The organism is Zoogloea sp. (genome assembly GCF_028693495.1).
In the GTDB taxonomy this organism is placed as follows: domain Bacteria; phylum Pseudomonadota; class Gammaproteobacteria; order Burkholderiales; family Rhodocyclaceae; genus Zoogloea.
This window is the reverse complement of record NZ_JAQUVG010000007.1, coordinates 1-12762: the sequence shown is the minus strand read 5'-3', so window position 1 is coordinate 12762 and position 12762 is coordinate 1. Positions and strand designations below refer to the sequence as shown.

The window sequence follows — 12762 nt, the reverse complement described above, 5'->3', positions numbered from 1 at the left end:
GAGGGCGCTCAGCTGCCGGCTTCCTCGGATCCCTGCTCCTCCAGCTGGAGGGCCCACATCTGGGCATAGGCGCCGCCTGCGGCGAGCAGGGCTGCATGGCTGCCCCGTTCGAGGATGCGGCCCTGGTCCAGCACGATGATCTCGTCCGCGTTCATCACCGTGGACAGGCGGTGGGCGATGATCAGGGTGGTGCGGCCGCGGGCGGCGGCATCGAGCTGGGCCTGGATCGCCTTTTCGGTGCGGGAGTCGAGGGCCGAGGTGGCTTCGTCGAAGATCAGGATGTCCGGGTTCTTGAGCAGGGTGCGGGCAATCGCCACCCGCTGTTTCTCGCCCCCCGACAGCTTGAGGCCCCGTTCGCCCACGCGGGTCTGCCAGCCCTCGGGCAGGCGGGCGATGAAATCCTCGAGCTGGGCTGCGCGGGCAGCGGCCTCCACTTCCTCACGGCTGGCGTCCGGGCGGCCATACTGGATGTTGTAGAACAGAGTGTCGTTGAACAGTACGGTGTCCTGGGGCACGATGCCGATGGCGGCGCGCAGGCTGTCCTGGGTGAGCTGGCGGAGATCCTGGCCGTTGATGCGCAGGGCGCCCGCCTGGACGTCGTAGAAGCGGAACAGCAGCCGGGCGAGGGTGGATTTGCCCGAGCCGGAGTGGCCCACCACGGCCACCGTCCGGCCGGCGGGGATGGTGAAGTCCACCCCGTGGAGAATCGGGCGGCTGGGCTCGTAGGCGAAGCCCACCTGTTCGAAGCGGACCTCGGCCGGCCCCCGCGGCAGCACCCGGGCCTGGGGGGCGTCGGCCACTTCCCGGTGGGTGCCGAGCAGCCCGAACATGCGCTCGATGTCGGTGAGGGCCTGGCGGATCTCCCGGTAGAGCACCCCCAGGAAGTTGAGGGGGATGTAGAGCTGGATCAGGAAGGCGTTCACCAGCACCAGATCGCCGAGGGTCATGGTGCCGTCGGCGACACCCTGGGCGGCGCGCCACATCATCCCCGTGACGCCGATGGAGATGATCGCTGCCTGCCCTATGTTCAGGTAGGACAGGGACTTCTGGTTGACGATCTGGGCAGCGATCCACTTGCTCAGTTCGTTGTCGTAGCGACGCGTCTCGAAGGCCTCGTTGTTGAAGTACTTGACCGTCTCGTAGTTGATCAGGCTGTCGATGGCCCGGGCGTTGGCGGCGGAATCAAGCTCGTTGGCCTGGCGCCGCAGGGCGGTGCGCCAGTTGGTGACCTTGAAGGTGAACACCACGTAGAGGGTCAGGGTGACCAGGGTGATGATGGCAAAGCTGGGTTCGTATTTCACCAGCAGGATGCCGATCACCAGGCTGATTTCCACGAAGGTGGGCAGGATGGAATACAGGGTGTAGCTGATCAGGCTGCCGATGGAGCGGGTGCCCCGCTCGATGTCCCGGGTCAGTCCCCCGGTCTGGCGTTCCAGGTGGAAGCGCAGGGACAGGGCGTGGAGGTGGCCGAACACCTGCAGTGAAATCTGGCGTACCGATTCCTGGGTGACCCGGGCGAAGACGATCTCCCGCAACTCGGTGAACAGGGCCGTGGAGAAGCGCAGCGCACCGTAGGCCAGCAGCAAGGCAGCGGGCACGACGATGACGGCCTGGTCCCGGGAGAGGTTCAGGCTGTCCACCAGGTCCTTGAAGAGAAGCGGAACGCTGACGTTGGCGAACTTGGCCGAGAGCAGGCAGCCCAGGGCGAAGAGCACCCGCCATTTCCAGATGAGGAGATAGGGCAGGAGTTTCCTGATGGTGTCCCAGTCGCGGCGTTCGCCGGCGGCGGGAAGGGGAGGGAGGCTGGAGGGGGAGCGTCGCATTTTTATGGGGACAGGTCGGGTGGGTTGCTGGGCCGACAGGTTTTGATGGAGTTGGCCGGGGAGGCTCCAGGCGCTACAGGTCGGCGCAGGCGAGCCGGAGAGCGAGGCCGATGAACAGGGTGCCGCACAGGCGGTCGAGCCAGGGGCCCAGGCCGGGGCGACGGGTCAGCTCCCGGCCGATCGCGCCGGCGGCAAGGGCCATGGCGCCGAAGATCACGACGGTCTGGGCAGCAAAGAGCAGGCCAAGGAGGAGCATTTGCAAACTGAGGCTCCCGCGCTCCGGGTCGGTGAACTGGGGCAGGAAGGCCAGGAAAAACAGGCCGACCTTGGGGTTCAGGGCATTGGCCACAAAGCCCCGGCGCAGGTCGTGCAGCCAGGCTTGGGCGGGGGTACCCGGGGCGGGGCGTAGCCCGTCCCGGCGCCTGAGGGCGTGCACGCCCAGCCACAGCAGGTAGGCGGCCCCGGCCAGCTTGATCCCCATAAACAGGCTTGGGGAGGCGCGGACGAGGGCTGCAACCCCCAGGGTGGCCCAGGCGATGTGGGTCAGGCACCCGCTGGCGCAGCCCAGTGCGAAGCTCAGCCCGGAGCGGCAGCCGTGGGCCAGGCTCTGGCCGACAACCATCAGGTTGTCGGGGCCCGGAGCGAGGGTGACAAGGACCGCGATGCCCAGGAAGGCAAGAAGGGTGTCTAGGCTAGGCATGGAGCCCGGTTTGGGTCGGGCAGGGCGGGGGCCCCGGTGCGGGGCATGTGGTCCTGCCTGGAGGTCGGGCTCAGTGGTGGTGGTCGTCGACACTCAATGAGATGCCGCCCTGAATGGCCGCTTCGCCCAGGCGCTGGAGGTTGTCCAGAACCCGCATGGACGCGCTCTCCATGCGGTCCAGGTGGGCGAGCACGCTGGTCGAGTCTCCGGAGGCCAGGGCCTGCAGGGCCTGGACGCCAGACTGGTGGACCTCCATGTGGGGGCTCTCGATTTCCCGGTAACCGCTGGTGTGGCTGAAGCAGGCCCGGCCTTCGCCCTGGTAGTACCACTGCCCCAGGCGGCAGTTGGTGTGGGTGGACACTTCGTCCGGACGCAACTGGACGAGCCCGAAGATGGCCAGGTAGATGCGGAACTTGAAGACGATGTGATCGATCTTGGCGACCTCGACAAAGCTTTTGGTGGCGCTGCCGGCGATCACGTTCTCCATGTTGCCGGACAGGCTCATCAGCAGCTTCATGTCCTCGGTGGCCGCCTGGCCCCGCAGGCTGAAGCGGCCGGAGGCTTCCGCCAGGGTCTCCATGCTGGCCCGGGCCCGGTTGGAGTCCTCCCGGATGCGGGCGACCAGGGTGGAGATTTCGGCCGTGGAGGTGGAGGTGCGCTCGGCCAGCTTGCGGACTTCGTCGGCGACCACCGCAAAACCCCGGCCGGCCTCACCGGCCCGGGCCGCTTCGATGGCGGCGTTGAGGGCCAGCAGGTTGGTCTGGTCGGCCACGTCGTGGATCAGCTTGACGATGGCGCTGATCTCGTCCGCCCGCTGGGCCAGCGTGTCCACTTCCCGGGCGGAGTTTTCCGACTCGGCCGCCAGGCGCTGGAGGTTTTCGGCGATCTCGGTAGTGGCCTGGCCACTGGTCTGGGAGACATGGGCGGCTTCGACGGCCTTGGATTTCTCGTCCCTCAGGAGGTTGGCCATTTCGGCCAGACTGCTCTGGGCCCCAGAGAGGGAGGCCCCGAACTCCGACATCCGGTGGACGACGGCGAGCAGGTGTTCGTAACGCTGTTCTTTTTCGAGCTGGGCACGCTCGCGGCTTTCACTGGCCAGGCGCAGGCTGGTGAGCTCGTCCTGCAACCGGGCTTCCCGCTCCTGGCCTGCGCGCAGGTCCGCTTCAAGCTGGTCATAGCGGGTTCTACTGATCCACATCGAATATGTTCTCCACCGACAGGAGGCCGGTTTTCTGGTTGGGAGGAGCCGGGCGCACGGAAGGCTTGGTCCATCCCGACGATTGTATACCGGCAGTGCTGATCGGTACTTTAATTGCCGTATCTGGTTTTCGTGATTTCTATCCAGGCGACTGCGCGTGTCCGCTTGCTGCCGGGAACGCCGCTGGGGACACCCTCAGTGCAGGATCCGCGGCATTGCAAGGGTGAACTCGGGGATGGGTACGTCGAAGGGACGTCCGTCCTCGTTCACGAACTGATAACTGCCCTTCATCGTACCCACCGGGGTGGCGATGGTGCAGCCGCTGGTGTATTCGAAGCTTTCGCCGGGACGCAGGACAGGCTGCTGGCCCACGACGCCGCTGCCTTCCACTTCCTGGATGTGCCCTTGGGCATCACTGATGATCCAGTGGCGGCCAAGGAGCTGGGCGGTCACGTCTCCCGTGTTGAGCAGGGTGATGCGGTAGGCGAAGGCGTAGCGATCGGCTTCGATATGGGATTGTTCTTCGATGAACTGGGCGACAGCCCGTACTTCGATGGCAGTGTTGCCCTGGGTGCTCGTCATGATTTCCGGAGGGTGGGGGTGGAAAGGTTTCATTGAAGCCGAATTGACCTCCGCTCGCAACCGGGGTTTCAGTGGCGGGGAGGTTGCCCACGGCCGTGCCGGGTTTGGCGCCGGCAGGAAGGGGCGGGTACACTGGGCCGCATTCTTCCTGTCAGGAATCGTCATGACCTTCCGCATCGCTCCCAGCATCTTGTCCGCCAACTTCGCCAAACTGGGCGAAGAAGTCGCCAACGTGATCGCCTCCGGCGCCGACTGGGTGCACTTCGACGTGATGGACAACCATTACGTGCCCAACCTGACCATCGGCCCCCTGGTGTGCGAGGCGATCCGCCCGTGCACCACCGCGCCCATCGACGTGCACCTGATGGTCAAGCCGGTGGATCGCATCGTGCCCGACTTTGCCAAGGCCGGCGCCAACATCATCACCTTCCACCCGGAGGCCTCCGATCACGTGGACCGTACCCTCGGCCTGATCCGCGACAGCGGCTGTCAGGCCGGCCTGGTGTTCAACCCGGCCACGCCGCTGACGTGGATGGATCACGTCATGGACAAACTGGATGTGGTGCTGCTGATGAGCGTGAACCCGGGCTTCGGCGGCCAGTCCTTCATCCCCGGCACCCTCGACAAGCTGCGCGAGGCGCGGGCCAAGATCGATGCCTATACCGCCCGCAGTGGCCGTACGATCCTGCTGGAGGTGGACGGAGGCGTGAAGGTGGACAACATCGCCGAGATCGCCCGGGCCGGCGCTGACACCTTCGTGGCGGGTTCCGCCGTTTTCGGGGCCGGCAAGGACAGTGACCCCCAGCGCTACAACAGCGTGCTGGCCAATCTGCGCACCGCCCTGGCCGGGGTCTGATCGGCTCCGGGCTTCAGGCCGCGCCCTGCTGGCTGGGCGTGCCGGGCTGGCGTCGGCGGTCTGATCTCCCGTATGCTGCGGCGCTGTCCTGTTGCCCCGTTGCGAGCTGCCCGATGTCTGCCCACCGCGCCCCCACCGCCGTCCTCTTCGATCTGGACGGCACCCTGCTGGACTCCATTCCCGACCTGTCCGAGGCCTGCCACCGGATGATGGTGGAGCTGGGGCGCCCGCCCCACGACATCGAGGTGATCCGTCGCTTCGTGGGCAAGGGCATGATCAACCTGGTGCGGCGCTGCCTGGCCGAGTCCGGCTCGGCGGAGGCCGCCGAGGTGGACGCGGCGGTGGACGTCTTCCGCCGTCATTACGCGGTGGTCAATGGCGAGTGCACCGTGATCTACCCCGGCGTGGTGGAGGCCCTGGCGGCCTTCGAGGCGGCCGGGGTGCCCATGGCCTGCGTCACCAACAAGCCCGGTGCCTTTACCGGGCCGCTGCTGGCGCGCACCGGCATCGACCGTTTCTTTGCCGTGACGGTGAGCGGCGACACCCTGCCCGACAAGAAGCCCCACCCGGCGCCGCTGCTCCATGCCTGCGGCCAGCTGGGCGTGCCGGCAGATGCGGCGTGGATGATCGGCGACTCCGCCAACGACGCCGAGGCCGCCCGGGCCGCCGGCATGCCGGTGCTGCTGGTCACCTACGGCTACAGCGAAGGCCGGCCGGTGGACAGCATCGAATGTGACGGGCTACTATCCAGCCTCGTCGATGCGCTGCCGCGCATCCTCACCTGAATTCACGGATCCCCATCCATCGTGACCCAGAAGCGCATGTTCTTCGTTGAGGAGTTCCCTGCCGTTCGTATCCCCCGCTCTGGCGGATGCGGCGGCCGGTCATGGCTGCTCGCCTGAGCCAGCCCTGATCAGTCGCGGGCCTGCCCCGTGATACCCTCGCAACAAAGCATCATGCCCTTCCGGAGTCTCCATGACCGAAGCCGAATTCAACGCCCTGGCCGCCCAGGGCTATAACCGCATCCCGGTTACCCTCGAAACCTTTGCGGATCTCGACACCCCGCTCTCTGTTTACTTGAAGCTGGCCAACGCGCCCAACACCTACCTGCTCGAATCCGTGCAGGGGGGCGAGCGCTTCGGCCGCTATTCCATCATTGGCCTCGCCGCCTCGACCCGCATCGAGGTGCATGGCCGTTCGGTGCTGCTACTGACCAACGATCGCCTGGTGGAGCGTCGTGACTACGGCGACCCCCTCAACTTCGTCGCCGAGTTCATGGACCGCATCAAGGTGCCGCCCCGCGACCACCTGCCGCGCTTTGCCGGCGGTCTGGTGGGTTGCTTCGGCTACGACACGGTGCGCTACATCGAACCGCGCCTGGCCAAAACCGAGAAGCCCGACGCGCTGGACACCCCCGACATCCTGCTGCTGCTGTCCGAAGAGATCGCCATTGTGGACAACCTCTCCGGCAAGCTGACCCTGGTGGTGTATGCCGAGCCCGAAGTGCCCAACGCCTACGTGCGCGCCGTGCGCCGCCTGAAGGTGCTGCTGGCCAAGCTGCGCGAGCCGGTGAGCGTACCGGTCGAGCAGGTCTCCGCGCCGGCCGAGGCGGTGTCCAGCTTTGGCGAGGAGGCCTTCAAGGCCGCGGTGCAGAAGGCCAAGGACTACATCGTCGAGGGGGACATCATGCAGGTGGTGCTGAGCCAGCGCATGAGCAAGCCCTTTGGTGCCAGCCCGCTGGCCCTGTACCGGGCCATCCGCAGCCTCAATCCCTCGCCCTACATGTTCTATTTCAACTTCGAGGAATTCCAGGTGGTGGGCGCGTCCCCCGAGATCCTGGTGCGCCTCGAGGACGGCGACGTGACCGTGCGCCCCATCGCCGGCACCCGCAAGCGCGGCGCCACCCACGACGAGGATCTGGCCCTCGAGGCCGAGCTGCTGGCCGACCAGAAGGAGCTCGCCGAGCACACCCAGCTCCTCGACCTGGGCCGCAACGACTGCGGCCGCGTGGCCCGCACCGGCTCCGTCAAGGTCACCGAGCGCTTCACCGTCGAGCGCTATTCCCACGTGATGCACATCGTCTCCAACGTGGAAGGCAAGCTCAAGGACGGGCTCAACGCCCTGGCCGTGCTGCGCGCCACCTTCCCGGCGGGTACCGTGTCCGGGGCCCCCAAGCTGCGGGCCATGGAGATCATCGACGAGCTGGAGCCCACCAAGCGCGGCATCTACGCCGGTTCGGTGGGCTACCTGGGCTTCCATGGCGACATGGACCTGGCCATCGCGATCCGTACCGCGGTGGTCAAGGATGGCCAGATCCACGTCCAGGCCGGTGCCGGTATCGTCGCCGACTCCAACCCCGATTCCGAATGGCAGGAAACCCAAAGCAAGGCCCGTGCCATGCTGCGCGCTGCCGAGATTGCCGAAGCCGGCCTCGACACCCGTCTCTGATGCCCACCAACAAGGCCGCAGGCGGATTTCCAGGGATCTCAGACGAGGTCTTGCCAGCCCCCCGGGGTGCAGCGGATCGCGCCGCCGGGATGAGCATGCGGCGGCTGCACAGTACGAGAAAACATTCCACTGCGCTGGCGGCTGTCATGGCCCGGCGCACCTCCGGAAAGGATGTTCAGCCATGCTGCTGATGATCGACAACTACGATAGCTTTACCTACAACCTGGTCCAGTACTTTGGCGAGCTTGGCGCCGACGTGAAGGTGTTCCGGAACGACGAAATCACCGTCGAGCAGATTGTCCTGATGAAGCCCGACCAGATCGTTGTGTCCCCGGGGCCCTGTTCGCCCGCCGAGGCGGGCATCTCGGTGGCGGCCATCAAGGAATTTGCCGGCAGGATCCCGCTCCTCGGCGTGTGCCTTGGGCACCAGAGCATCGGTGCGGCCTTCGGCGGAAAGATCATCCACGCCAAGCAGCTGATGCATGGCAAGGTCTCGCCGGTCCACCACCTGGACAAGGGGGTTTTCCAGGGGCTGCCCAATCCCCTGACCTGCACCCGCTACCATTCCCTGGCCATTGAGCGCGAAACGCTGCCCGATTGCCTGGAGGTGACCGCCTGGACTGACGACGGGGAGATCATGGGGGTGCGCCACAAGACCCTGTTCGTCGAGGGTGTGCAGTTCCACCCGGAATCCATCCTTACCGAGCGCGGTCATGACCTGCTGCGCAACTTCCTTGAACAGTCCCAAGCCTGACCGGAGCGCCATGATGACCTTTTCCGCCCAGGAAGCCCTGCAACGAACCATCGACCATCGGGAAATCTTCTACGACGAGATGCTCTCCCTGATGCGCCAGATCATGGCCGGGGAAGTTTCCCCGGTGATGACTGCCGCCATCCTCACCGGTTTGCGCGTGAAGAAGGAGACCATCGGCGAGATCACTGCTGCGGCAACCGTGATGCGCGAGCTGTCCTCGAAGGTGGAGGTGCCCTACGACCGCCACTTCCTCGATGTGGTCGGCACCGGGGGGGATGGCTCCCACACCTTCAACATCTCCACCGCCACCATCTTCGTGGCGGCCGCGGCCGGTGCCAGGATCGCCAAGCACGGCGGGCGCAGCGTCTCCAGCAAGTCGGGCAGTGCGGATGTGCTGGAGGCCCTGGGCGTCAATCTCAACCTCAACAGCCAGCAGGTGGCCGAGTGCATCGCCGAGACCGGCATCGGTTTCATGTTCGCTCCGAACCACCACAGCGCCATGAAGAACGTGGCGCCGGTGCGGCGGGAGATGGGGGTGCGCACGATCTTCAACATTCTCGGCCCGCTGACCAACCCGGCCGGTGCTCCCAACACCCTGCTGGGGGTGTTCCACCCGGATCTGGTGGGCATCTGCGTGCGGGTGATGCAGCGCCTGGGGGCCGAGCACGTGCTGGTGGTGTATGGCCGTGACAGCATGGATGAGGTTTCCCTGGGGGCTGCCACGCTGGTGGGGGAGCTCAAGGATGGGGAGGTGCGCGAGTACGAGATTCATCCGGAGGATTTCGGCCTGACCATGATGTCCAGCCGGAACCTGAAGGTTGCGGATGCGGACGAGTCCCGTGCCATGCTGCTGGGCGTGCTCGACAACCAGCCCGGGGCCGCGCGGGAGATCGTCGCCCTGAACGCCGGCACCGCCCTCTACACCGCCAATGTGGTGGGCTCCATCGGCGAGGGCATCCTCCGGGCCCGTGAGGTCATTGCCTCCGGCGCTGCCCGTGCCAGGCTGGACGCCTTCATCGCCACTACCCGGAAATTTGCCTGAGACCCGAATCATGTCCGACATCCTGAACAAGATCCTTGCCGTCAAGCGCGAGGAAGTGGCCGCCGCCCGGTCGGCGGTCCCCGATTCCGCGATCCGCGAACAGGCGGCGGCCCAGGCGCCTGCCCGGGACTTCGTCGGTGCGATCCGTAGCAAGATCGTTGCCGGCAAGGCGGCTGTCATCGCCGAGATCAAGAAGGCCAGTCCCTCGAAGGGGGTGATCCGGGAGGATTTTCAACCTGCCGAGATTGCCGCGTCTTACGAGACGGCAGGCGCCGCCTGCCTGTCCGTGCTCACCGACCGGCAGTTCTTCCAGGGCGCGCCGGACTACCTTCAGGCCGCACGGGCGGCCTGCGGCCTGCCGGTGCTGCGCAAGGACTTCCTGGTGGATCCCTACCAGGTCCATGAGGCCCGGGCGATGGGGGCCGACGCCATCCTGCTGATCGCTGCCGCCCTGACGCTGCCGGAAATGCAGGAAATGGAGACCATTGCCGAAAGCCTGGGGCTGGGCGTGCTGGTGGAGGTGCATGACGGTGCCGAGCTGGAGCAGGCCCTCCAGCTGCGTACGCCGCTGGTGGGCATCAACAACCGTAACCTGCGCACCTTCGAGGTGAGCCTGCAGACTACCCTGGATCTGCTGGTGCGGATTCCTGCCGACCGCATCGTGGTGACCGAGTCCGGCATCCTCACGACCGGGGACGTGACCCTGATGCGGGAGCACCGGGTCAATGCCTTCCTGGTGGGGGAGGCCTTCATGCGGGTGGAAAATCCCGGTTCCGGCCTGGCTGCCTTGTTTGGTTGATCTTGCGCGGATTCGATGCGTGATCCTGTGGAAACCCCGGCGTCCCCCTCTCCGGAGAGTGCGCCTCCTCGCCCGGGCAGGTGGCTGGCCGGTGGGCTGAGGGCCCTGCTGGCCGGTGTTCTGGGGCTTGTCACGGCGGCTGTCCTGGTCGTGGGCTGGCTCGGTGGAACCGGTGCTGGACTGAGGTTTGCGACAGGGCTGGCCGAGAGTCTGTCCGGCGGTCTGGTGGTGATTGATGACGCCGGGGGTTACCTGCTTGGGCAGCTCCGGCTGGGTCGGGTGCATGTCCGGACGCCCACCCTGCATCTGGAGGTGCGCAACCTGCACCTCGACTGGCAGCCCGGCGCCCTCCTGGGGCTGCGGTTGGAGGTGGAGCGTCTGGCTGCTTCGGAAGTGCGGGTGGCCACGGTGCCCAGCGCTGAGCCGGCGCGCCTGCCGGCCAGTCTGGAGGCTCCTCTGGCCGTGCATCTGGGCGAGCTGCGCATCGACCGCCTGAGCCTGGCCGGGCTGGCAGACGGCCTGCCCGCTAGCCCCCATCTGGAGCTGACGGCCTTGGCTGGGCAGCTGGATTCCGACGGGCGCACCCATCGTTTCCGGCATCTGGCGGCAGCGACTCCCTTTGGCCTGGTTGCCGGCGAGGCGGAGTTGAGCGGGCTGCGTCCCTTTCCTTTGAATATGAAGGCGAGCCTGGCCACGCACCAGGGGGGGGAGGCTTACGACGTCCGGCTGACGGGGGACGGGAGTCTGGAATCCCTGACGCTGGCGGCCACCGCATCGGGTGCCGGCATGGCGGGGCAGCTGGCGGCCGTGGCCACGCCGTTCGCTTCCTTACCCCTGCGTTCGGCCCGGTTGCAGGTGACGGATGTAAACCCCCGACACTTTCACGAGGCCGCACCTGCTGCGCGCCTGGATATCGAGGTGGATCTGCGCCCCTCGGTGGCAGCAGGTCACCAAGGGGATAAACCACTGGCCACGGGCGACTGGGTCGTCAGCGGTCCTCTGCGCATCGTCAACCGTGCGCCCGATGCCCTTGACCGGGGCGCCTTGCCCCTGGAGTCCCTGTCCTCCCGTCTGCGCTGGGCGGAGGGCGTGCTGACGATGTCCGGGCTTGCCGTGCGTTTGCCCGGGAAAGGGCGTGTCGATGGGGAGGCCCAGTGGCAGGCTCCGGAGAGGGACGCCACCGGGTTCGGACGGGTGAGCGCGGAGCTCACCCTGGCCGCTGTGGATGCCCGGCGCCTGGATGGCCGGGCCGTGGCTACCCGGATTGCCGGTCGCCTCGTCGCCCGTGCCGATGCGGGGGTGCAGACCCTGCTGGCCGATCTGCGGGACCCCCAGCTGGCGCTGCGCGTCAAGGCCCGCCATGAGGCGGGGCAGGTGCGCATTGAGGAGGCCCTGGTGACTGCCCGGGAGGCCCGGCTGGAGGCGTCCGGCCGGCTGGCCCTGGAAGGCAATGGACGCTTCGAGGTGACGGGGCTGCTCAGTCGCTTCGATCCTCGGGCCTTCGTGCCGGCAGCGCCCCAGGCAGACCTGAACACCCGTTTTACCCTGCAGGGGCAGCGTCACCCCCGGCTGGCCGCTCACCTGGATGTCCTGCTCTCCCCCAGCCGGCTGGATGGCCGGTCGCTGAGTGGAAGCGGGCGTCTGGCGGTGGACGGGACGCGGGTCAGTGAGGCGGATGTGCACCTTGATCTGGCAGGTAACCGGTTCGCTGCCCAGGGGCGCTATGGTCAACCCGGGGACGCCCTGACCCTCCAGCTGGATGCCCCCGCGCTGGCCAGTCTGGGGAGGGGGCTGGGCGGTCGTCTCAAGGCTGAGGGTGTGCTGCGGGGGACCCCCGCCCAGCCCGCGGGCGAGTTTGAACTTCAGGGGGAGCAACTGCGCGCCGGTGCGCTTTCAATTGATGGCCTCAGGGGGCGCGGCCGGCTGGCCGAGGGGCGTGACGGGGCTATTTCGATTCTGCTGGACAGCGGTGAGGTCCGGACTGCCACCGAGGGGGAAGACGCGAAGCTCCTGCTGCGTCGCAGCAGCCTGGTGTTCGAGGGAACCCGGGCAGCCAATGGGCTGCGCCTGGAGGTTCAGGATCTGGCTGAGCATTCCCTGATGCTCCGTCTGCGGGGCCGCTTGAGTGAGGGCGTCCGGTGGGAGGGGTTCCTGGAGGGTGTGGAGGTGGCTGGCCGTTTTCCGGTGAAGCTGCTGGCGCCTGCGCCGTTGCTGTTGTCCTCCGAGACGGTGCGCCTGGGGCTCGCCGAGTTCCAGGGGGGCGGCGGCGGTCTTTACCGTCTGGAGGAAACCCGCTGGCAGGCCCGGCAGTTGGTGGCCCGGGGCAGGATGAGCGGCGCCCAGGTCGGGCTGATCCTTGATCCGGCGACCCGCCGGGTCCGTTCCCGGGGCGACTCCCTGCAGATTGGCGGGGAATGGGATGTGAATTTCGGCGAGCAGGCGGATGGCTTCGTGCGGATTTACCGGGAGCAGGGAGATCTCACCCTGCGGGGTGACACGCCCGTGCGGCTGGGGTTGGAGGACTTGCAGCTGACCTTGTCGGCGGCAGCCAGCCGGCTGG

The 12762-nt window shown here is 67.0% G+C and carries 10 protein-coding genes and 1 pseudogene; 7 read left to right on the top strand and 4 right to left on the bottom strand.

Going from position 1 to position 12762, the window contains the following annotated elements; translation table 11 throughout:
- Positions 1–8: 8 nt before the first annotated feature.
- The 4 genes from PHD22_RS02355 to apaG form a co-directional block, all read right to left on the bottom strand.
- A complete protein-coding gene (locus tag PHD22_RS02355; RefSeq protein WP_299861755.1) occupies positions 9–1823 on the bottom strand; it encodes an ABC transporter ATP-binding protein/permease in 1815 nt (604 codons plus the stop codon).
- 73 nt (positions 1824–1896) lie between these two features.
- Positions 1897–2523, bottom strand: coding sequence for a LysE family translocator (locus PHD22_RS02350; RefSeq protein WP_299861752.1), 627 nt, complete (start codon positions 2521–2523; stop codon positions 1897–1899).
- Positions 2524–2593: 70 nt separating this feature from the next.
- Positions 2594–3721, bottom strand: a complete 1128-nt coding sequence (locus tag PHD22_RS02345) for a methyl-accepting chemotaxis protein (protein ID WP_299861749.1) — start codon at positions 3719–3721, stop codon at positions 2594–2596.
- Between the two features lie 195 nt (positions 3722–3916).
- Complete coding sequence (gene apaG / locus PHD22_RS02340; RefSeq protein ID WP_299861746.1) at positions 3917–4303, bottom strand: Co2+/Mg2+ efflux protein ApaG; 387 nt, start codon at positions 4301–4303, stop codon at positions 3917–3919.
- 163 nt (positions 4304–4466) lie between these two features.
- Between apaG and rpe the strand changes: the two genes are divergently transcribed.
- From rpe to PHD22_RS02305, 7 genes and pseudogenes are all read left to right on the top strand, one after another.
- A complete protein-coding gene (gene rpe / locus PHD22_RS02335) occupies positions 4467–5159 on the top strand; it encodes a ribulose-phosphate 3-epimerase (protein WP_299861743.1) in 693 nt (230 codons plus the stop codon).
- Between the two features lie 113 nt (positions 5160–5272).
- Complete coding sequence (locus PHD22_RS02330; protein WP_299861740.1) at positions 5273–5944, top strand: phosphoglycolate phosphatase; 672 nt, start codon at positions 5273–5275, stop codon at positions 5942–5944.
- Positions 5945–6134: 190 nt separating this feature from the next.
- The gene (gene trpE, locus PHD22_RS02325) at positions 6135–7607 is read left to right on the top strand and encodes an anthranilate synthase component I (RefSeq protein WP_299861738.1); all 1473 of its coding nucleotides are present in this window, start codon (positions 6135–6137) and stop codon (positions 7605–7607) included.
- Between the two features lie 181 nt (positions 7608–7788).
- On the top strand, positions 7789–8361 hold the full coding sequence (locus PHD22_RS02320; protein WP_299861736.1) for an aminodeoxychorismate/anthranilate synthase component II: 573 nt from the start codon (positions 7789–7791) through the stop codon (positions 8359–8361).
- A gap of 13 nt (positions 8362–8374) precedes the next feature.
- Positions 8375–9403, top strand: coding sequence for an anthranilate phosphoribosyltransferase (trpD, locus tag PHD22_RS02315; protein WP_299861842.1), 1029 nt, complete (start codon positions 8375–8377; stop codon positions 9401–9403).
- A gap of 10 nt (positions 9404–9413) precedes the next feature.
- Positions 9414–10202: an indole-3-glycerol phosphate synthase TrpC gene (gene trpC, locus PHD22_RS02310; RefSeq protein ID WP_299861734.1), complete on the top strand. Its 789-nt coding sequence runs from the start codon at positions 9414–9416 to the stop codon at positions 10200–10202.
- 15 nt (positions 10203–10217) lie between these two features.
- Positions 10218–12762 (top strand): annotated as a pseudogene (locus PHD22_RS02305) (hypothetical protein); the annotation flags it as partial.